Below are 19,740 nucleotides of genomic sequence, written 5' to 3'. Positions count from 1 at the left end.
CCAAGGGGCATGGGCAGGCCTTGATCCGGATTCCGAGGGTATTCCCCAGTACCCCGAAAAACCGGCCTGCCCCAACCCCTCAGCGGGCAGGACGGATAAGCACGTACTGAGCCCATTCGCCGCGGCGCACCAGAAGGTTCACCGGCTTGCTCTTGTCCACCTTGGCCAGCGTGGCCTCGAAGCTCTTGAGCCCCGTGACCTCGACATTGGCCAGTTGCAGGATCACATCACCTTCGCGCAGGCCTGCGCGTGCTGCTGCCTCGACAGCGGCCGTCACGCGGACACCACCCTTGATGCCCAATTCCCTTTTCTGGGCATCCGTGAGTTCGGCCAGCGTCAGGCCCAGCGACTGGGAGACCAGGGTGCTGCCCTTGCCTGCAGCCTTTGCCTGGGGAGCGCCATCGGGCTCGACTTCGGCGATCACCATGGTCAGATCCTTGGCGGCTCCGCGGCGGAATACGGTGATGGTGCTGCGCGTTCCGGGCTTGGTGTTGCCCACCAGACGCGGCAGGTCGGCGACCTTCTCAATGGCCTTCCCATCGAACTTGATGATCACATCACCCGCCTCGACGCCAGCCTTGGCGGCTGGGGAATCGGGTTCCACGGCAGAGACCAGCGCACCCTGAGCCTTGCCCAGGCCGATGGATTCGGCAATGTCCTTGGTGACCTGCCCGATTTGCACGCCGATGCGCCCTCGCGTGACCTTGCCGGTGGCGCGCAGCTGGTCGCTGACGCGCACGGCCTCGTCGATAGGAATCGCGAAGCTGATCCCCATGAAACCGCCGGAACGCGAATAGATCTGGCTGTTGATGCCCACGACCTCGCCGCGCATGTTCAGCAACGGGCCGCCCGAGTTGCCGGGATTGATGGCCACATCGGTCTGGATGAAGGGCAGATAGTCTCCCGTGTCGCGCTGCTTGGCGCTGACGATGCCTGCGGTGACCGAGTTGTCGAGGCCGAAGGGTGATCCGATGGCCATCACCCACTCACCGACCTTGAGACGGTTCACGTCGCCGATCTTCACGGCGGGCAGTCCGGTGGCATCGATCTTGACCACAGCCACGTCGGTGCGCTTGTCGCTGCCCACGATCTTGGCCTTGAACTCACGCTTGTCGGTCAGCGTGACGATGACCTCGTCAGCACCTTCGACCACGTGGGCATTGGTCATCACAAAGCCGTCCGCCGTCAGGATGAAGCCCGACCCCACGCCACGCGGCTGTTCCTCGTCAGGCTGTGAACGCGGCTGGGGGCGTTGGCGCGGCACATTGGGCACGGGCAGGCCGAAGCGGCGGAAGAACTCGAGCATGTCCTCATCCATGCCCAGCGCCTCGGCAGAGTTGGCCGACGCCTTCTCCAACGTGCGGATGTTGACCACGGAAGGCCCGACCTGCTCGACCAGGTCGGTGAAGTCCGGCAGACCCCGCACCACGGCACCGCTTTGCGCATGAGCGGCACTCACCGGCACCAGCATTGAGGCGCTGCCAGCAGCCAGCGCCAGAACGCCTGCCAGTGTGCAGGACTGCAGCGTCTTCCATCGAACTGTGGTCATGGTGATCCTTTCCTTCTCAATCATTGTGTTGCCCCCGTGCCCATTGCGCCCGGGCGGCCTGTTCAGATACGCGGTGCCGACTTGCATCTCGGACGAACGCCACATTCTGGCGCAGTCCCGGCATGCACCGGCCAGACGATGGCTCAGAAGCCTGAAAGACGCTGTTAGTTCCCGAATCGGCAGCATGCATGCGGCGCGAACCGCCGTGCATGGGCCACAAATGACTGCACCCGCGTCCATTTCAATGCCGAACGGCTGGACGCGGGTGCAAAAGAAGGCAGGAGAGCCATGCTCTCCTGCGGGATTCAGCGCTGGTTCGCGCGCGGTGCCGAGGCGAAGTTGGCATTGCGCAGGAAGCTGGCCGGCATCTGCAACGTGGCCGGACCACTGTATTGCGGATGGGAGGCCAGCAGCGCATCCAGGCGCGGATCACGCAGCATGACGCTTTGGCCGTAAGGGCCTGCCACAGCCACCACCGAAGAGGATTGGGCCGTATCTCCGAGAGGGAAGTCCTGGGCATTTCCAGCGACAGCAGCCGCTGCAGGCGCCCCCGTTTCAAGGGCGGCCAATGCCCGGCCCGGCGCCGCGCCGGGGCCTGCAGGCGCGCCGAGCATCACGCTCCAGCCAATGGCAGCCACGGCCGCCACGGACGCAAAACCCGCAGCCATCTTCCAGCGGAATACCGACGCATTGGCTGCATTGTGCAGCGGCGCGCCATTGACGACGGCCCTGCCGTGCGCCGGGCGCGCGACCTGCTCCAGCTCGTCTGCGGCGACGGAAACCAGGGGGCGGCGCGGCTCGTTGGCCAACTGGGAGCGGATTCCGGAAAGCAGATCGTGCCGGCTGTGGTGCGCCAGCTCAGGAGAGCGCAGCACATCGCCCACCAGGTGGTACATGCGCCATTCCTGCTGGCCTGCATCGCTTTGCGCATAGGCCAGCGCGGCCTGCAGCTCCGCGGCAGAGAGTTCGCCATCAGCCAATGCCGACAATTGTTCGCGCTTCGTCAGATCGTCATTCATGATCAATCACCTGCCTGTCTGCTCTGAGACCCTGTACCCAAAAAATGCGCCACCCGATGGCCATCACCCGCTGCTACCACCGCTTGCCAGACTGGCGCTCCAGCAAAGGCTTGACTCTCGCTGAAATCGCTTCGCGTGCACGGAAGATGCGTGAACGCACGGTGCCTATGGGACAACCCATGGCGTTCGAGATTTCCTCGTAGCTCAGGCCTTCGATTTCCCGCAACGTGACGGCTTGACGGAGATCTTCGGGCAAGGCCTCCATGGCGGCGTTGACTGCCTGGGCAATTTCCTGGGCCGCCAGGATCGTTTCGGGTGTTTCTTCGGTGGTTAGTTCCTGGCTGAGCCGGGAAGTTTCATCATCGTCATCCCCGTTGTGTAACGCGCTTTCGGTGATCAGCGGCGAGCGCTTCATGTCCAGCAGCGCCTTCTTGGCAGTATTCACGGCGATGCGATACAGCCAGGTGTAGAACTGGGCATCACCCCGGAACTGGTGCAGCGCCCGATAGGCCCGGATGAAGGTTTCCTGCGCAATGTCAGGCACCAGGTCCACGTCGCGCACCATGCGGCCAATGAGGCGCTCGATGCGGCGCTGGTACTTGATGACCAGCAGCTCGAAGGCCCGCATGTCTCCTGCGTTGGTGCGCTCGACCAGAGCCAGGTCGCTGTCGGCAGAAGAAGGCGGGAATTCGGGAGGCGTCATGAAATCGGTGAAGACGGGCCGTGGCGGCCCTGGCGCAGTCACTGCGCGCGTTCTGTAGGTCTGGGCGGGAAATATACAGCACGCCGCAAATCACCCCAGGTTTCAGGACTCTGCCTGTAAGACAGCAGCAGCCAGCGGGAGCTTCGCCAGCGCAAAGACCCCGTCGAAACGGGTCTGGCCTGCGCCCATAGCCATTGACCACCGTCAGCGCGCACCTGCAGCAGCACCGGCTGCGCATCGTGGGCAGCGGCTGCCTCACCAAGCCACCACTGCGCGCCATCCCATGCAACAAAGCCTCTGCCCAGAGCGCGCCATCCATGCCACATGCCTGCAGCTGCAACCAGAGAACCCGTGACAGCCACGACGGCAGGCCCCCATCCGGACTGTAGATCAAGCGCCCACGCCAGCAAAAGCATGGCCGCCAGCAGCCAAAGCGCGCACAGGCATGCGACCGACCCACGTGGTGGATTCAGCGGATGGCGGACTGCGGGCGGAGCATGGCGTGACGTCATGCCTGCAGTGTCGCAAAACCGCAGCATGTCTGACATGCGTTCCACCCCTGCCGGACGCGCCCTGACCCATGGGAGAAATAAAAAAGCCCGCTCCCTTGCGGGGCGGGCTTTTCATGGTGAGGTGTGCAGGCCTCAGATTCGCTTGAACACCAGCGTTCCGTTGGTGCCGCCGAACCCGAAGTTGTTTTTCACTGCCACTTCGATCTTCGCATCCCGTGCCGTGTTGGCGCAGTAGTCGAGATCGCACTCGGGATCCTGGTTGTCCAGATTGATGGTCGGGGGAATCTTCTGCTCGTGCAGTGCCAGCACGGTGAAGACGCTCTCGATGCCGCCAGCGCCACCCAGCAGGTGACCGGTCATGGACTTGGTCGAGCTGACAACGATTTTCTTGGCGTGATCGCCCAGAGCCGCCTTGATGGCATTGGTCTCGTTGAGGTCGCCCAGCGGCGTGGATGTGCCGTGCGCATTCAGATAATCGATCTGGTCGGCGTTGATGCCGGCGTTGCGCAGAGCTGACAGCATGGCGCGGCGCGGGCCGTCCATGTTGGGCGCCGTCATGTGGCCGGCATCGGCACTCATGCCGTAGCCGCACAGTTCAGCATAGATCTTGGCACCGCGGGCCTTGGCATGCTCGTACTCTTCCAGCACCAGCACGCCTGCACCTTCACCCAGCACAAAGCCGTCGCGGTCCTTGTCCCAGGGACGCGAGGCGGCCTTGGGATCATCATTGCGCGTGGACAGTGCGCGCATGGCGGCAAAGCCGCCGACGCCCAGCGGGGAGACCGTGGCTTCCGTGCCGCCAGCCACCACCACATCGGCATCGCCGTATTCGATCATGCGTCCTGCTTCGCCTATGCAGTGCAGCCCGGTCGTGCAGGCAGTCACCACGGCGAGATTCGGCCCCTTGAAGCCAAACCGCATGGACACATGGCCAGCCACCATGTTGATGATGGAGGCAGGCACGAAGAACGGCGTGATGCGGCGCGGTCCGCGCGCAGCCAGTTCTGCGTGGGTGTTCTCGATCAGCGGCAAGCCGCCGATGCCCGAACCGATCACACAGCCGATGCGCGTAGCCAGATCATCCGACAAGGCCTCGCCCGTGGGCAGACCTGAGTCCTGCACGGCTTGCGCCGCAGCAGCGATGCCGTAATGGATGAAGGTGTCCATGGAGCGCGCATCCTTGGCGCTCATGTACGACTCCACATCGAATCCCTTGACCTCGCCCGCAATCTTGCAGGCAAAGTTCGAGGCATCGAACTTGGTGATGAGGTCAATGCCGGACTGGCCGGCCAAAAGATTGGCCCAGGCGTCGCCCACCGTGTTACCCACGGGGGAGATGCAACCCAGGCCGGTCACGACAACGCGACGACGGCTCATGCGTAAAACCTTCTGCTGATCGCTCGGGTCAGGGCCCTGTCAGGCCTTCTGGTGGGTGTTGGCGTAGTCGATGGCGTTTTGCACCGTCGTGATCTTTTCCGCGTCTTCGTCGGGGATCTCGATGCCGAATTCATCTTCCAGGGCCATCACCAGCTCCACCGTGTCCAGGGAGTCAGCACCCAGATCAGCCACGAAGGCCTTTTCGTTGGTGACTTGAGACTCTTCAACGCCGAGTTGTTCGGCAATGATTTTTTTGACACGTGCTTCGATATCGCTCATGGTTTCCCTCTGGGGGTTGTGAATGAACCCGCGATTCTAGCCGTTTCGGACCTTACGCCCTCTTCAGCCGGCCGTCGCGAGGAAACGGCCTCTTCGGTTGCAAGCAACGGCGGCTTCTGGCAGGGATCTGCCCGCAGCCGCCGCAGCGCTTACATGTACATGCCGCCGTTGACGTGCAATTCCTGGCCGGTGACGTAGCCTGCGCCCGCCGATGCGAGATAGGCCACGGCATGGGCGATGTCGCTGGGCTGGCCCAGATCACCCATGGCGATCTGCGATTTCAGGGCATTTTTCTGCTCTTCAGGCAGCTCCGCCGTCATGTCGGTGGCGATGAAGCCCGGAGCCACGCAATTGACCGTGATGCCGCGGCTGCCCAGTTCACGGGCCAGCGCACGCGTCATGCCGGCAACGCCGGCCTTGGCAGCTGCATAGTTGGCTTGACCGGGGTTTCCGGAGGCACCAACGACGCTGGTGATGTTGATGATGCGTCCGAAGCGCTGCTTCATCATGGGCCGAATGGCCGTACGGCTGACTCGGAAAACCGCCTTGAGATTGGTGTCGATCACCGCATCCCAGTCATCGTCCTTCATGCGCATGGCCAGGGTGTCGCGTGTGATGCCGGCATTGTTGACCAGCACATGCAGGCCACCGTCATTCTTGACGATGCTGTCGATCAGGGCATCGACGGCGGTCACGTCCGTGACATTGAGGTTCACGCCACGGCAGCCTTCATGGGCCGACAGGGCCTGGCTGATCTTCTCGGCACCACCATCGGTGGTGGCCGTGCCGATCACGCGGTAGCCGCGTGCTGCCAGCTCCTGGGCAATGGCGGCACCGATGCCGCGCGAGGCACCCGTCACCAGGGCAACCTGGGGCTTGTTCTGGTTGTCAGTCATGCGAGGGATTCTTTCACGTCAGCCAGCGTGGCCGGGTCATAGAGGGCAGCGGCCGTCAGGTCCGCGTCAATCCGCTTGGTCAGGCCCATCAGCACCTTGCCGGGACCGCACTCGACGAGGTGGACGACGCCGCGGGCCTTCATGGCCTGAACGCATTCCACCCAGCGCACCGGGCCGAAGGCCTGGCGATACAGCGCATCGCGAATGGCGTCGGCATCCTGCTGCACAGTCACATCGATGTTGTTGAGCACTGGGATGCGCGGTGCAGCCAGCACGGTGGCAGCCAGCGCCGCCTTGAGCTTTTCGGCCGCAGGCTTCATCAGGCTGGAATGGAAAGGCGCCGACACCGGCAGCGGCAGCGCGCGCTTGGCGCCTGCGGCCTTGAGGGCCTCGCAGGCCTTCTCGACAGCCGCCTTGCTGCCGGCAATCACGGTCTGCGAGGGGTCGTTGAAATTCACGGCCTCGACGACTTCCGCACCACCCAATGCCGCCGTGACTTCTGCGCAGCCTGCGCGCACCTTGTCGGCATCCAGCCCCAGGATGGCAGCCATGGCACCGGTTCCCACGGGAACGGCCTCCTGCATGGCAGCCGCGCGCAGCCGCACCAGCGGCGCAGCCTGGGCCAGGGTCAGCACACCTGACGCGACCAGGGCCGAGTACTCACCCAGCGAGTGGCCCGCCACAACGTCGGGCAGCGCGCCGCCTTCGGCCTGCCAGACGCGCCAGGCAGCCACACCGGCCACCAGCATCACAGGCTGGGTATTGGTGGTGAGCGCCAGAGCTTCCTTCGGCCCCTGCTGGATCAGCTGGCCGATGTTTTCGCCGAGGGCATCGGAGGCTTCGACCAAGGTCTGGGCCACGACGGGATGGTCACCCCATCCGTCGAGCATGCCTACCGATTGCGAACCCTGACCAGGAAAGACGAATGCAAACTTCTTCATGATTTTCAAAAAAAAAGGCCGCGCCATGGGCGCCTGCCCTCAGGCAGGCATCCCGCATCACATCTTGAGAAGTACCGCGCCCCAGGTGAAGCCGCCGCCAACACCTTCCAGCAGCACGGTCTGACCGGGCTTGACCTGGCCACTGCGCACGCCGTGGTCCAGCGCCAGGGGGATCGAGGCAGCCGACGTGTTGCCATGCTGGTCCACCGTCACCACCACCTTGTCCATGGACAGCTTGAGCTTGCGCGCCGTGCTTTGCATGATGCGGATATTGGCCTGGTGGGGGATCAGCCAGTCGATGTCGGCATCGGTGAGCCCTGCCTTGTCCAGCGTGGCGCGAGCGGCCTTCTCCAGCACGCCGACCGCCAGCTTGAACACGGCCTGCCCATCCATCTTCAGCAGCGGATCACCGAGGATCTGGCCACCGGAGACATTGCCTGGCACGCACAGGATGCCGACATGCTTGCCGTCGGCATGCAGGTCGGAAGCCAGGATGCCTGGCTGCTCGGACGCCTCCAGCACCACGGCTCCGGCACCGTCACCGAACAGCACGCAGGTCGTCCGGTCGTTGAAGTCCAGGATGCGGCTGAATACTTCGGAGCCCACCACCAGCGCGCGGCTCGCAGCGCCGGACTGGATCATGGCGTCGGCCACGGTGAGGGCGTAGACAAAGCCGCTGCATACGGCTTGCACATCAAAGGCCGCACAGCCATTGGCGCCGAGCTTGTTTTGCAGGATGCATGCCGTGGACGGGAAGACCATGTCCGGCGTCGATGTGGCGACGATGATCAGATCGATATCCTGCGGCTGGCAGCCGGCGGCTTCCAGCGCCTTCTTCGATGCCTCCAAGGCCAGATCGCTGCTGGCCACTTCTGGCGCGGCAAAGTGTCGGGCATGGATGCCGGTGCGCTCGACGATCCACTCGTCCGAGGTCTCGATGCCGCGCTGGGCCAGTTCGGCTGCCAGATCGTGATTGGTGAGTCGGCGGGGTGGCAGGTAACTGCCCGTGCCGGTGATGCGTGCGTAGCGTCTCATCTGTATTAGGGCGCCGACGGTCCCGATTCCGACTGCGCAGCCAGCAACAGAGGCAGGGCTGCGGAGATACGGGTACGGACACGGTCGAGCAGGTTGTTGCGGGCCGCATCATACGCGCGCTTCAGCGCGTGCTCGAAAGCCAAGGCATCGGCCGATCCATGGCTTTTGAAGACCAACCCGCGAAGGCCCAGCAGCGCCGCGCCGTTGTAGCGGCGATGATCCACGCGCCTCATCAAAGCAGTTAGCACCGGATAGGCAACGATGGCTGCCATTTTGGTGAAGATGTTGCGCTTGAACTCCTGCTTGAGGGCATTGGAGATCATGGACGCCACGCCCTCGGAAGACTTGAGAGCCACGTTGCCCACAAAGCCATCACAGACCACGACCTGGGTCGTGCCCTTGAAGATGTCGTTGCCTTCGACGTTGCCGTAGAAATTCAGATGACCGGCCTTGCCGGCCGCGCGCAGCAGTTCGCCAGCGCGCTTGATGACCTCGCTGCCCTTGATCTGCTCTTCGCCAATGTTGAGCAAACCCACCGAGGGTGCCTCTTCGTTGTTCAGGGCAGACACCAGGGCCGAGCCCATGACGGCGAACTGCAGCAGATGCTCGGCCGAGCAGTCCACATTGGCACCCAGGTCCAGCACCGTGGTGGCCTCGCCCTTGGCATTGGGCAACTGGGGCGCGATGGCAGGGCGATCAATGCCATCGAGTGTCTTGAGCAGGTAGCGCGAGATGGCCATCAGCGCACCCGTGTTTCCAGCCGACACAGCAGCGGCAGCCGCGCCATCCTTGACTTGCTGGATGGCGATGCGCATGGAGGAATCCTTCTTCCTGCGCAGCGCCATCTCGATCGGATCATCCATGCCGACCACTTCCGAGGCCGGCACCACACTGGCGCGCTCATGCGCAAAGCCAGCCAGCGCCTCGGGCTGACCAACCAGCAGCAGCCGGGCATCGGGGTGGGAATCGAGGAACTGGCGGCACGCCGCAAGCGTGACGCGGGGGCCGTGATCACCCCCCATGCAGTCAACGGCCAAAGTGATCATGTGCGACTGGCAAGCCTGTTGCAAGGCCTGGAAAGATAGGAGCAACCATCAGAAAAAACAAAAGCCCGCGCTACGAAAACTGTAGCCGCGGGCCCTGCGGGAACGGTCGAAGATCAGGCTTCGGACTTGTTCTTCAGCACTTGACGGCCGCGGTACACGCCGTTGGGGCTGATGTGGTGACGCAGATGGGTTTCACCGGTGGTGGGTTCCACGGCAATGCCAGGCACATTCAGTGCGTTGTGCGAACGGTGCATACCGCGCTTGGAGGGGGACTTCTTGTTCTGCTGAACAGCCATGATGGCTCCTGTGTATCTGAAAAGGGTTGGTAAAAAACGCGATCAGCCCATTAAAGACACGAGGGGGTTTCGCGCGAAGCCCTTGATTATAGCGCAATCGCTTTTCCCGGCCTCGGCCTTTTTTCCGGACATCGCAATCAGTCGGCTGACTTGCCCACATCCAGCCCGCGCAGCACGGCAAATGGATTGGGCTTGTCCTCGCTGGCCTGCTCGAAGTCTGCGTCACTGGACTGCATGCTCACCGGCTCGGGGCAGCTGTCGTGGCGTGGCACCACGGGCAACTCCATGAGCAGCTCATCCTCTATGAGTTCAAGCAGGTTGAATTCGCGGCTGAGCACCAGCAGGTCCTCGTCGCTCTCGTCATCCTCGGACTCGGCCGTGGTCTCGTCCGCAACAAAGCGGAAAGACCTATCGACCTGGAGGGAGATGGGTGCCACAGTGAGGCAGCGTTGGCACACCATCGTAACGACAGCATCGGCCTGCAGATGCAGCCAGACCTGGCCCGAACCGCCGGTTTGCTCGACCAGTTCGCCGTCAGCCTGCCAGTGCACCTCGCCGTGCCCATCAGCGGCATCCGGCTGCGCATCCTCGGCCAGACGAGGAAAGGCCGAAAGCGCCGACTGACCCTGGAGATGGCCCGCCGATTGCGCAAAAGCGCGAACATCGAGACGGACCGCAGAAAATTCCTTGCTCATGCGGGCAGTGTAAGAGAATCCGGGCATGCAAGCTTCCCACCTCGCCTTAGCCCAGGCTCCCGGCCTGGCACGCCCCCTGATCCTTGGTTCCACCTCACGCTACCGCCGCGAACTTCTGGAGCGGCTGCAACTACCATTCCAGACCGTGTCCCCGGAAGTCGATGAGACACCGCTGACCGGCGAAACACCGCATGCACTTTCGTTGCGACTGGCCCTGGCCAAGGCACAGGCCGTGGCGGCGCTGCACCCGGGCGCCGTCGTCATCGGCTCCGACCAGGTACCCGAGTTGGATGGCATGCCGCTGTCCAAGCCCGGCACCCACGAGCGCGCCACCGAACAACTGCGCCAGATGAGCGGGCGCCAGATGAATTTCCACACCGCCGTGAGCGTGGTCTGCCGGGAAAGCGGCTTTGCCGAGACCGATGCGGTCACCGTCCAGGTCCGGTTTCGTGATCTCAACGACGCGGAGATCGAACGCTACCTGCGCGCCGAACAGCCCTATGACTGCGCAGGCAGCGCCAAGAGCGAAGGACTGGGCATCGCGCTGCTGGATGCCATCGTCAGCGACGACCCCACGGCGCTGATCGGCCTGCCGCTGATCCGCACCTGCCAGCTGCTGCGCGCCGCAGGAGCCGTGCTGCCATGAACGATGCTGCAACCCAACCCACCAAAGGAACGCTCTATCTGGTGCCCGCGCCGCTGGACTTCGGCTGCGACGAGCAAATGCCGCTGACGCAGGTCCTGCCCGATGGAACACTGCGCACCGCTGCACGCCTGACCCACTGGATCTGCGAAAACGCCAAAAGCACGCGCGCCTACCTGAAGCGCATTGACGCACTGCACGCCCTGGCCCAACCCTTGCAAGCCCAGCAGATCACAGAACTGCCGCGCGAGGCCCACAAGAAGGGCGACCACGGCGACAAAGGCGCAGCGGTCTTCGATGCCAAGCCACTGCTCGCCCCCTTGCTGCTGGGCCACGACATGGGACTGGTCAGCGAGGCCGGAATGCCTGCCGTGGCCGACCCCGGCAGCTCCATCGTGCGCGCCGCGCATGATCTGGGCATACGGGTCGTGCCCCTGATCGGTCCGGTGTCGTTGCTGCTGGCTCTGGCCGCCAGCGGACTCAACGGACAGAACTATGCCTTTGTGGGGTACCTGCCGCAGGACGCTGGCGGGCGGGTTCAGCGCATCAAGGAGCTTGAAACCCTGGCATTGCGCCAAGGCCAGACCCAGCAGTTCATAGAGACGCCCTACCGCAACGCCGCGCTGTGGCAGGCCCTGCTGCAGACGCTGCAACCCCATACCCGTTTGGCGTTGGCCTGCGGCCTGACACTGGAGAGCGCCCGCATCGAAAGCCGTCTGGTGCGCGAATGGCGCCAGCACAAGGAAGTGCCGGACAACCGCACACCGGTGGTATTTTCCATCGGTCGCTGAGACTGTCTTCCTCGATGAGCAAAAAAAGCCCGCCTTCCACAAGAAGGCGGGCTTTTTGCATCTTGGCAGACGCCAGGGAAATCAGCGCAGAGACGGAAGGCTGGAGCGCAGCGCCTGAACGGCACCTCCACCGAAGGCCGCGCCAAAACGCTTGGCCAGGCGCTCGGCCACGTTGTCGCGGCGCGTGTAATCCACCACCTCTTCCGCCTTGACCACTTCACGGGCCACATAGTCAAGACTGCCCAGCTTGTCGGCCAGGCCCATCTCCACGGCCTGCTGACCCGTCCAGAACAGGCCGCTGAACGTCTCGGGCGTCTCATGCAGGCGATCGCCACGGCCGGCCTTGACCACATTGATGAACTGCGAGTGGATCTGGCCCAGCATCTGATGGGCATGGGCGCGCTGTGCTTCGGACATGGGACTGAACGGGTCCAGGAAGCCCTTGTTCTCGCCAGCCGTCAGCAGGCGGCGCTCCACGCCCAGCTTTTCCATGGCGCCCGTGAAGCCGAAGCCATCCATGAGCACGCCGATGCTGCCCACGATGCTGGCCTTGTCGACAAAGATCTCGTCGGCCGCCGCAGCAATGTAATAAGCAGCCGAAGCGCAGGTTTCCTCCACCACGGCATACAGGGGCTTGTCGTACTTGCCCTTGAGCCGCACGATTTCGTCATTGATGATGCCGGCCTGCACCGGGCTGCCGCCTGGCGAGTTGATCAGCAGCACGACGGCACGCGAGCCCGAGTCCTCGAAGGCGCTGCGCATGGCGGCCACCACGAATTCCGCGCTGGCGTCGGCGCCTGCAGCGATCTCGCCCTTGACCTCGACCACTGCGGTATGCGGAGAGGAGCTGGTCGTGGTCGCCGTGTCCTTGGCAAACAGCACCCACAGGACCACCAGGATGAGTGCCGTCCACAGCAGGCGGCCGAAGAGGCGCCAGCGGCGCGAGGCGCGCTGCTCGTTGATGGTGGCGAAGACCAGCTTTTCCAGCACGTCCCGCTCCCAGCCGCTCGATGCCGCCGTTCGCGCATCGGCAGCCGCCGCGGCGGGCGTGGCCCGGGCCCACAGGTCCGCACCCGGGGAAGGGTGCGATGCGGAGCCAGGATTTTCCGGGGGTATGGGGGAAGTCATGTCAGAACTCGACGGGTTTCAGGTTATCGGCAGTATGCCAGTGCACCACCCCCGCGCTTTCGCTCAGGGAGATTTTCACCAGGCCGCCACGGCAGGGGCCGCCAGCGCAGGCGCCGCTGTCCGGCGCATAGACCGCACCATGGGTTGCGCACAGCAACCAACGCCCGGAATCATCGAAAAAGCGGTCTGGCTGGTAGTCCATCTCCATGGCCACGTGCGTGCAGCGGTTCAGATAGGCATGCGCCTGTCCCTCGAAGCGGATGGCGAATGCGCGGCAGGCATTCCCCGCGTAGACCACGTCGAAAGGCACGGCATTCGCACCTTCCTGCAAGGCCTCGCTGGCACACAAAACGATGCGATCAACGGTCACCAGCGCACCTCACAAGCATGGATTCCCGCGCTGACGCGGGCATGACGACTCAACCATGGGCCAGCAGCCACTGATGCAAATCCGCAACACTCTGCGCCACATGCAACGGCTGCAGCACGCCAAAGCCGTCAGTGGGATGCGCGCCATAGCCCACGCCCACGCTGGCACAGCCTGCATTGCGGGCCAGTTCCAGGTCGTGCGTGGTGTCGCCGATCATCAGCACGCGGCCAGGCTCCACGCCGAATTCGGCCATCAGCTCCTGCAGCATCAGCGGGTTGGGCTTGCCGGCGGTTTCGTCCGCCGTGCGCGAGCTGTCGAACATGCCGCGCAGTTGCGGGTCCTGCAGCGCATCGTTCAGACCGCGCCGGCTTTTGCCCGTGGCCACGGCCAGCAGGTGGCCGCGCTCGCGCAGCGCCGCCAGCATGGGCAGCACGCCGGCGAACAGGCTGATGTCGTCCTGGTGCTTGATGAAATGGTGGCGATAGCGGTTGCCCAGCTCCGGGTATTTCTCGGGCGACACATCGGGCGCCGCACGCGCCAATGCCGGCATCAGCGCCATGCCGATCACATAGGAGGCCGCCTCATTGCTGGGGGGCGTGCCTCCCACATCGGCCACGGCCGCCTGAATGCACTTGACGATCACCGCGGTGGAATCCGACAGCGTCCCATCCCAGTCGAAGGCAATGAGGTCGAAGCGGCGCGCACGGTAGATCTCGGAAGAACCAGGAGTTGTCATGTCTGCAAGGAGTCAAATCCGGCGTCAGCCGGCGAAACGGGCCAGCTCCTCGGGAAGCTCGGCGCGCAATTCCACCCGCTCACCACTGGACGGGTGTGTGAACTGTAGCCGCCATGCGTGCAGGAACATGCGTTTGAGCCCCTGTTTCTGCAACCGGCGGTTCAGGTCGAAGTCCCCGTACTTGTCATCCCCCGCAATCGGGTGCCCCTGGCTGGACAGGTGCACGCGGATCTGGTGCGTGCGCCCGGTCTTGATGGTCACCTCCAGCAGGCTCATGGCCGGCAGACCCAGCAGGGGCTGGGGCGCCAGCGTGCTGCGAACGCGCACCAGCGTGACGGAGCGCATGCCGTCAGGATCATCGGCCGTGGTCACCCGCACGCGGCGCTCGCCGTCGGCCTGCAGGTATTTGTGCAGCGGCAGATCAATCACCTTGCGGTTGGCAGGCCAGGTGCCCTGGACCAGCGCCAGATAGGTCTTGCCGGTTTCGCGCTCGCGGAACTGGTCCTGCAGATGCGTCAGCGCCGAGCGCTTCTTGGCCACCAGCAAGATGCCGGATGTCTCGCGGTCGAGCCGATGCACCAACTCCAGAAAGCGGCTTTGCGGCCGCGCCTGGCGCAATTGCTCGATGACGCCAAAACTCACGCCCGAGCCTCCGTGCACGGCCACACCGGCAGGCTTGTCGATGGCAATCAGATGCTCGTCTTCCAGCAGACTGGGGAAATCCCTGGCGGGTGCAGGCCGCTCGGCCTTTTCGGCGACTTTTTCGGAAATGCGCACGGGCGGCACGCGAACGACATCGCCGGTCGAGACGCGGGTTTCCGCACTGACGCGCCCCTTGTTGATGCGCACTTCTCCACTGCGGATGATGCGATAGACATGGGTTTTGGGAACGCCCTTGAGATGGCGTATGAGAAAGTTGTCCAACCGCTGTCCGGCCGAATCGTCATCGACTTCGATCAGCCGCACTGCGGCAGTGGCTGCGTTCAGGGAACGGTCGTCTGCCGGTTTGCCCTCTATAATGTGTTTCACCTGTGCCGAACTATTTATAAGTGGTTGATTCTCATGGAGTTTAGTCCAAACAACCATTTCCCCGCACAGGCAGGTCGATGCCATCCGGTGTCATGCACGCGAAACAGCAGGAAAAGATGGCCTGCGAAGTTCGTCGTTGCATCGGTTGTGGCTGACGAATTGAAACACTGATACGGAATCTCAAGCTGGCAGAAGGGGTCGGACCCGGCGTCCGCCGCTGCCAGCGGATCAAAAGCGAGCATGTGGATCTTTTGGGCATGGATGGTCACGCTGTGGAGCAGGAAAACGCCTGCGCCCAGGATCATTGCCGCCCCCAAGCCTCCCGCCTGCCCTGCACGTGCAGCAGCTTCGCTTGAAGCTGGACGGCGTGCCTCTCTCATCGCTCTCGTCCCCCTGCCCTTGCCCCCATTGCTGACTTGAGCCAGGTCTCAAGAAGCAAGGCATTCGGCGATTCCTTTCGTTTCAATGCGTCAGTCCGGCATCTCGGCTCCCTCGCGAGCCTGTCTTTGATTACAAGTCAAAGGCGTGACGGTCTGGCAGCAGAGGCTGCACCCCGGCGCGCCCCAGAGAAAACGAATAAAGGAAACGCATCATGAAACGGATGCTCATCAACGCCACGCAGTCGGAAGAGCGGCGCCTTGCCATCGTCGATGGACAAAAGCTCCTCGACTACGAGATCGAGATCGAAGGACGCGAGCAGCGCAAGGGCAACATCTACAAGGCCGTGGTCACGCGCGTGGAGCCCAGCCTTGAGGCCTGCTTCGTCGACTACGGCGAAGACCGCCACGGCTTCCTGCCCTTCAAGGAAATCTCCAAGCAGTATTTCGCCGAAGGCGTCTCGCCCAGCCAGGCCCGCATCAACGAAGTCATCCGTGAAGGCCAGGAACTGATCGTCCAGGTCGAGAAGGAAGAGCGCGGCAACAAGGGCGCGGCCCTGACCACCTTCATCTCGCTGGCCGGCCGCTATGTGGTGCTGATGCCCAACAACCCGCGCGGCGGTGGCGTCTCGCGCCGCATCGAGGGCGAGGACCGTGCCGAACTCAAGGAGGCGATGGACCAGCTCGAGTACCCCAAGGGCATGTCCATCATTGCGCGCACCGCCGGCATCGGCCGCACCGCGCCCGAGCTGCAGTGGGACCTGAACTACCTGCTCAAGCTGTGGAACGCCATCGATGGCGCAGCCAAGTCGGCCAAGGGCGCCTTCCTGATCTACCAGGAATCGAGCCTGGTGATCCGCGCCATCCGCGACTACTTCAACGGCGACATCGGCGACATCCTCATCGACACCGACGACATCTACGAGCAGGCGCAGCAGTTCATGCAGCACGTCATGCCCGAGCATGCCGCCCGCGTCAAACGCTACCGCGACGATGCCCCCCTGTTCAGCCGTTTCCAGATCGAGCACCAGATCGAATCGGCCTACGCGCGCACCGTGACCCTGCCCTCGGGCGGCGCCATCGTCATCGATCACACCGAGGCCCTGGTCTCCATCGACGTGAACTCGGCCCGCGCCATCAAGGGCGGCGACATCGAGGAAACCGCCACCCGCACCAATCTGGAAGCCGCCGACGAAGTCGCGCGCCAGATGCGCCTGCGCGACCTGGGCGGCCTGATCGTCATCGACTTCATCGACATGGAGGAGAGCAAGAACCGCCGCGAAGTCGAGAATCGCCTGCGCGACGCGCTGCGCCAGGACCGTGCGCGCGTGCAGTTCGGCACCATCAGCAAGTTTGGCCTCATGGAAATGAGCCGCCAGCGCCTCAAGCCCGCCCTGTCCGAAGGCGCGCACATCAACTGCCCGCGCTGCGGCGGCTCCGGTCATATCCGCGATACGGAAAGCTCTGCGCTGCAGATCCTGCGCATCATCCAGGAAGAGTCCATGAAGGACAACACGGCCGCCGTGCACTGCCAGGTGCCCGTGGAAGTGGCCAGCTTCCTGCTCAACGAAAAGCGCGGCGAGATCACCAAGATCGAACTCAAGCAGCGCGTCAACGTGATCATGGTCCCCAACAAGTCCATGGACACGCCGCACTACAAGCTCGAGCGCCTCAAGCACGACGATGCGCGCCTGGAAAGCATGGAAGCCAGCTACAAGCTGGCCGAAGAGCTGGACACCGAAACCACGGTGACACGCCGCTCGCAGGAGCCCACCAACAAGCAGACACCCATGATCAAGGGTGTGCTGCCGGACATGCCGGCTCCCATTGCCGAGCCTCGCCCCGAAGGCAGCCGCAACCGCCCGGCCAACGGCCAGCAGCGCGACGCCAAGCCTGCAGCCACGGCGGCAGCGCCCGCACCGGCCGCCGCCCCCGTCGTGGTCCGCGAACAAGGCTTCTTTGCCTGGCTCAAGAGCCTGTTCGGCTTTGGCGCGGCACCTGCGCCGGTCGCAGCGCCCGTGCCGGCTGCCGAAGCCCCCGCACGCGAAGGTCGCCGTGACGGCCGCAACGACAGCCGTGGCCGCCGCAACGAACGCAATGGCGAGCGTGGTGGTGAGCGCACCGAGCGCAGCGGTGAGCGCGCCGGCGCCCCCAACGCCGAGCGCCAGGCTGGCGTTGGCGATCGCAACCGCCGCAATGCCGAGCGTGGCGAGCGCACAGAACGCGGTGAACGTGGTGAGCGCCCGGATCGTGGCGAGCGCGGTGAACGCACCGACCGCGGCGAACGCCGCGGCCGTGGCGAGCGCAGCCGCGACGGCGAAAACCGCCAGCCGCTGGAGGCCGTGAACGCCTCCGCAGCCCTGGCGGCAGATGGCAGCGCCCTCGAGCAGCGTCCCGAGCGCGCGCCGCGTGGCGACCGCCAGGAACGCAGCGAAGGCCGCCGCGAGCGCGGTGAACGAGGCGAGCGCGGTGAACGAGGCGAGCGTGGAGATCGCGCCGAACGCGGTGAACGCAGCGAGCGCCAGCCCCGTCAGTTCGAAGTCGCGCCCGAGTCCGAAGAAAAGCTGGACAACCAGGCCCAGCAGCAGGACCAGTCCCTGGACAACGCTGCTCCCGCCTCCGGCGAAGAGCAGCCGCGCCAGCGTCGTTCGCGCGACCGCTACGGCCGTGACCGCCGCGAGCGTGGCGATCGCGGTGACCGTGCAGAGCGCGCACCGCGTGAAGCCGAAGGCGAAGCCGTGCAGTCCTTCGAGGCCTCCGTGCCCGAGCAGGATCAGCAGCCAGCCCGTCGCAGCTACTTCAACGCCGCCAACTCTGCTGCCGAAGTCCAGGCCCCCGAAGCCGTGGCCGAAGCCCCAGTGGCCGCACAGCCTGCGGCAGTTGTGGAAGTGCAGCAACCCGTCGCGGTGCCCGAGCAGCAGAGCGCGGCCTTCGCGCCGGTCGCACCGGCCCCCGTGGCGGCCCCTGCCGTGACGGCAGACGTGCCAGCACCTGCTGCACCTGCCGCTTCTGCTGCTTCTGCCGCAGCCGAGCCCGCTGCAGCCAAGGCCGCTGAGGCAACCGCAGAACGCGGCCTGCCCAAGGTCCAGGCCTACCAGTTGCCCGTGTCCGAGCTGCAGGCGCTGGCCGCCGCCTCGGGCCTGCAATGGGTGGGCTCCGATGCCGACAAGGTGGCCGCTGCGCAGGCAGCCATCGCGGCCGAACCGCAGCCCGAGCGCGTCGTGCGCGAGCGCCCGCCCATGGTCGTGCTGGATGACGGTCCTCTGATCCTCGTGGAAACACGCAAGGACCTGAGCGACCTGCAGCTGCCATTCGAGCAGCAACCGCAGGGCGTGGCCCATGTCTGACCACAGACAGTGAAGACACAGGGGCCCTCGCGGCCCCTGTTTGTTTCTGCCGCCACCCCCGTCCATCTGTCTTTCCTCCCTCTCTATCCTGGAGCTTGCGTCCCGCCATGCTGTTGCTGCTCTCTCCCGCCAAATCGCTGGACTACGACACACCGCTGCCGCCGAAGCTGCCACACACGCTTCCCGTCTTCTCCGAACAGCCGCTGGAGCTGATCGAAGTGCTGCGCCGCCAATCGCCGCAGCAACTGTCGGAACTCATGGGCATCAGCGACAAGCTGGCTGCGCTCAACGTGGCGCGCTACGAGGCCTTCAGCCCTCGCTTCACGGCCACCAATGCCCGCCAGGCGCTGCTGGCCTTCAACGGTGATGTCTATGAAGGCCTGCAGGCGCGCAGCCTGGACGCCGAAGACCTGGACTGGGCGCAGCAGCACATCGCCATCCTCAGCGGCCTGTACGGCGTGCTGCGTCCGCTGGACCGCATGCAGCCCTACCGCCTGGAAATGGGCACCCGGCTGGAGACCGCGCATGGCAGCAACCTCTACCAGTTCTGGGGCAGCCGCATTGCCGAGTACCTGAACCAGCGCGCGGCCCGGCAGCCGGCGGGCGAGCGCGTCGTCGTCAACCTGGCTTCGCAGGAATACTTCAAATCGGTAGACTTGAAGCACCTCAAGCCCCCGGTGGTGGAATGCGCGTTCGAGGATTACAAGAACGGCGCCTACAAGATCATCAGCTTCCATGCCAAACGCGCGCGCGGGCTGATGGCACGATTTGCCATACAGCAACGCGCTCGCAGCGCGGCTGAACTCGAAGCCTTCGATCTGGAAGGCTACGCACTGGCGCCAGCTTCCTCGACGCCTGCGCGCCTGGTGTTCCGCCGCAAGACCGCTGACTGAGCCTCGCCGGCCACCGGCCGGCCCCGGCCTCGATGCCTTTGGAGTCCATTCACTGCGGCAAGGGCCGCACTGCACGCC

Annotated in this window: 19 protein-coding genes; 4 read left to right on the top strand and 15 right to left on the bottom strand. The window is 64.5% G+C overall.

What is annotated here, in order from left to right:
- Positions 1-79: 79 nt before the first annotated feature.
- From AC5I49_RS21265 to AC5I49_RS21215, 11 genes are all read right to left on the bottom strand, one after another.
- On the bottom strand, positions 80-1,549 hold the full coding sequence (locus AC5I49_RS21265; protein ID WP_016447790.1) for a DegQ family serine endoprotease: 1,470 nt from the start codon (positions 1,547-1,549) through the stop codon (positions 80-82).
- Positions 1,550-1,854: 305 nt separating this feature from the next.
- On the bottom strand, positions 1,855-2,568 hold the full coding sequence (locus AC5I49_RS21260; RefSeq protein ID WP_495789856.1) for a sigma-E factor negative regulatory protein: 714 nt from the start codon (positions 2,566-2,568) through the stop codon (positions 1,855-1,857).
- 73 nt (positions 2,569-2,641) lie between these two features.
- Positions 2,642-3,271: an RNA polymerase sigma factor RpoE gene (gene rpoE / locus AC5I49_RS21255; RefSeq protein WP_016447792.1), complete on the bottom strand. Its 630-nt coding sequence runs from the start codon at positions 3,269-3,271 to the stop codon at positions 2,642-2,644.
- A gap of 644 nt (positions 3,272-3,915) precedes the next feature.
- Positions 3,916-5,160: a beta-ketoacyl-ACP synthase II gene (gene fabF / locus AC5I49_RS21250; protein ID WP_016447793.1), complete on the bottom strand. Its 1,245-nt coding sequence runs from the start codon at positions 5,158-5,160 to the stop codon at positions 3,916-3,918.
- Between the two features lie 39 nt (positions 5,161-5,199).
- Positions 5,200-5,439, bottom strand: a complete 240-nt coding sequence (gene acpP, locus AC5I49_RS21245) for an acyl carrier protein (protein ID WP_003058049.1) — start codon at positions 5,437-5,439, stop codon at positions 5,200-5,202.
- A gap of 149 nt (positions 5,440-5,588) precedes the next feature.
- Positions 5,589-6,335, bottom strand: coding sequence for a 3-oxoacyl-ACP reductase FabG (gene fabG, locus AC5I49_RS21240; RefSeq protein WP_016447794.1), 747 nt, complete (start codon positions 6,333-6,335; stop codon positions 5,589-5,591).
- Positions 6,332-7,276, bottom strand: a complete 945-nt coding sequence (gene fabD, locus AC5I49_RS21235) for an ACP S-malonyltransferase (protein WP_026062373.1) — start codon at positions 7,274-7,276, stop codon at positions 6,332-6,334. Before fabD ends, fabG begins: the two co-directional genes overlap by 4 nt.
- A 57-nt stretch (positions 7,277-7,333) precedes the next feature.
- Entirely contained in the window at positions 7,334-8,311 is a 978-nt protein-coding gene (locus AC5I49_RS21230) for a beta-ketoacyl-ACP synthase III (protein WP_016447796.1), read from the bottom strand.
- A gap of 5 nt (positions 8,312-8,316) precedes the next feature.
- On the bottom strand, positions 8,317-9,357 hold the full coding sequence (gene plsX / locus AC5I49_RS21225; RefSeq protein ID WP_016447797.1) for a phosphate acyltransferase PlsX: 1,041 nt from the start codon (positions 9,355-9,357) through the stop codon (positions 8,317-8,319).
- A gap of 113 nt (positions 9,358-9,470) precedes the next feature.
- Positions 9,471-9,653: a 50S ribosomal protein L32 gene (gene rpmF, locus AC5I49_RS21220; protein ID WP_012207072.1), complete on the bottom strand. Its 183-nt coding sequence runs from the start codon at positions 9,651-9,653 to the stop codon at positions 9,471-9,473.
- A 137-nt stretch (positions 9,654-9,790) separates the two neighbouring features.
- On the bottom strand, positions 9,791-10,348 hold the full coding sequence (locus AC5I49_RS21215; RefSeq protein WP_495789855.1) for a YceD family protein: 558 nt from the start codon (positions 10,346-10,348) through the stop codon (positions 9,791-9,793).
- A 25-nt stretch (positions 10,349-10,373) separates the two neighbouring features.
- Between AC5I49_RS21215 and AC5I49_RS21210 the strand changes: the two genes are divergently transcribed.
- A complete protein-coding gene (locus AC5I49_RS21210) occupies positions 10,374-10,994 on the top strand; it encodes a Maf family nucleotide pyrophosphatase (RefSeq protein ID WP_046985931.1) in 621 nt (206 codons plus the stop codon).
- A complete protein-coding gene (locus tag AC5I49_RS21205; RefSeq protein ID WP_046985932.1) occupies positions 10,991-11,782 on the top strand; it encodes an SAM-dependent methyltransferase in 792 nt (263 codons plus the stop codon). The genes AC5I49_RS21210 and AC5I49_RS21205 overlap by 4 nt, the downstream gene beginning before the upstream one ends.
- An 81-nt stretch (positions 11,783-11,863) precedes the next feature.
- Here AC5I49_RS21205 and AC5I49_RS21200 read toward each other — a convergent pair whose 3' ends face one another.
- Genes AC5I49_RS21200 through AC5I49_RS21185 form a run of 4 tightly spaced genes read right to left on the bottom strand, consistent with a single transcriptional unit; the run spans position 11,864 to position 15,102 of the window.
- On the bottom strand, positions 11,864-12,910 hold the full coding sequence (locus tag AC5I49_RS21200; protein ID WP_016451171.1) for a S49 family peptidase: 1,047 nt from the start codon (positions 12,908-12,910) through the stop codon (positions 11,864-11,866).
- Between the two features lies 1 nt (position 12,911).
- A complete protein-coding gene (locus AC5I49_RS21195; protein ID WP_495789854.1) occupies positions 12,912-13,280 on the bottom strand; it encodes a Rieske (2Fe-2S) protein in 369 nt (122 codons plus the stop codon).
- Between the two features lie 49 nt (positions 13,281-13,329).
- Entirely contained in the window at positions 13,330-14,016 is a 687-nt protein-coding gene (locus AC5I49_RS21190; RefSeq protein ID WP_016451169.1) for an HAD family hydrolase, read from the bottom strand.
- A gap of 24 nt (positions 14,017-14,040) precedes the next feature.
- Positions 14,041-15,102 carry an RluA family pseudouridine synthase gene (locus AC5I49_RS21185; RefSeq protein ID WP_016447804.1) on the bottom strand — a complete coding sequence of 354 codons (1,062 nt, stop codon included), beginning with the start codon at positions 15,100-15,102 and terminating at the stop codon, positions 14,041-14,043.
- A gap of 535 nt (positions 15,103-15,637) precedes the next feature.
- Between AC5I49_RS21185 and AC5I49_RS21180 the strand changes: the two genes are divergently transcribed.
- Both AC5I49_RS21180 and yaaA read left to right on the top strand, forming a co-directional pair.
- A complete protein-coding gene (locus AC5I49_RS21180; RefSeq protein WP_495789853.1) occupies positions 15,638-18,769 on the top strand; it encodes an Rne/Rng family ribonuclease in 3,132 nt (1,043 codons plus the stop codon).
- Between the two features lie 107 nt (positions 18,770-18,876).
- Positions 18,877-19,662 (top strand): peroxide stress protein YaaA, encoded by a 786-nt coding sequence (gene yaaA / locus AC5I49_RS21175; protein ID WP_016447806.1) that lies wholly within the window; start codon positions 18,877-18,879, stop codon positions 19,660-19,662.
- The last annotated feature ends 78 nt before the right edge of the window (positions 19,663-19,740 follow it).

The sequence above is a fragment of the Delftia sp. genome, from assembly GCF_059499305.1.
The sequence above is the reverse complement of the archived record's forward strand: the minus strand, read 5'-3'. Positions and strand labels throughout refer to the sequence as shown.

What these genes read in the sequence shown, in the direction of transcription:
- AC5I49_RS21265 (WP_016447790.1), bottom strand. Translation starts at nt 1,549, where the DNA reads ATGACCACAGTTCGATGGAAGACGCTGCAGTCCTGCACACTGGCAGGC.
- AC5I49_RS21260 (WP_495789856.1), bottom strand. Translation starts at nt 2,568, where the DNA reads ATGAATGACGATCTGACGAAGCGCGAACAATTGTCGGCATTGGCTGAT.
- rpoE (WP_016447792.1), bottom strand. Translation starts at nt 3,271, where the DNA reads ATGACGCCTCCCGAATTCCCGCCTTCTTCTGCCGACAGCGACCTGGCT.
- fabF (WP_016447793.1), bottom strand. Translation starts at nt 5,160, where the DNA reads ATGAGCCGTCGTCGCGTTGTCGTGACCGGCCTGGGTTGCATCTCCCCC.
- acpP (WP_003058049.1), bottom strand. Translation starts at nt 5,439, where the DNA reads ATGAGCGATATCGAAGCACGTGTCAAAAAAATCATTGCCGAACAACTC.
- fabG (WP_016447794.1), bottom strand. Translation starts at nt 6,335, where the DNA reads ATGACTGACAACCAGAACAAGCCCCAGGTTGCCCTGGTGACGGGTGCC.
- fabD (WP_026062373.1), bottom strand. Translation starts at nt 7,276, where the DNA reads ATGAAGAAGTTTGCATTCGTCTTTCCTGGTCAGGGTTCGCAATCGGTA.
- AC5I49_RS21230 (WP_016447796.1), bottom strand. Translation starts at nt 8,311, where the DNA reads ATGAGACGCTACGCACGCATCACCGGCACGGGCAGTTACCTGCCACCC.
- plsX (WP_016447797.1), bottom strand. Translation starts at nt 9,357, where the DNA reads ATGATCACTTTGGCCGTTGACTGCATGGGGGGTGATCACGGCCCCCGC.
- rpmF (WP_012207072.1), bottom strand. Translation starts at nt 9,653, where the DNA reads ATGGCTGTTCAGCAGAACAAGAAGTCCCCCTCCAAGCGCGGTATGCAC.
- AC5I49_RS21215 (WP_495789855.1), bottom strand. Translation starts at nt 10,348, where the DNA reads ATGAGCAAGGAATTTTCTGCGGTCCGTCTCGATGTTCGCGCTTTTGCG.
- AC5I49_RS21210 (WP_046985931.1), top strand. Translation starts at nt 10,374, where the DNA reads ATGCAAGCTTCCCACCTCGCCTTAGCCCAGGCTCCCGGCCTGGCACGC.
- AC5I49_RS21205 (WP_046985932.1), top strand. Translation starts at nt 10,991, where the DNA reads ATGAACGATGCTGCAACCCAACCCACCAAAGGAACGCTCTATCTGGTG.
- AC5I49_RS21200 (WP_016451171.1), bottom strand. Translation starts at nt 12,910, where the DNA reads ATGACTTCCCCCATACCCCCGGAAAATCCTGGCTCCGCATCGCACCCT.
- AC5I49_RS21190 (WP_016451169.1), bottom strand. Translation starts at nt 14,016, where the DNA reads ATGACAACTCCTGGTTCTTCCGAGATCTACCGTGCGCGCCGCTTCGAC.
- AC5I49_RS21185 (WP_016447804.1), bottom strand. Translation starts at nt 15,102, where the DNA reads ATGGTTGTTTGGACTAAACTCCATGAGAATCAACCACTTATAAATAGT.
- AC5I49_RS21180 (WP_495789853.1), top strand. Translation starts at nt 15,638, where the DNA reads ATGAAACGGATGCTCATCAACGCCACGCAGTCGGAAGAGCGGCGCCTT.
- yaaA (WP_016447806.1), top strand. Translation starts at nt 18,877, where the DNA reads ATGCTGTTGCTGCTCTCTCCCGCCAAATCGCTGGACTACGACACACCG.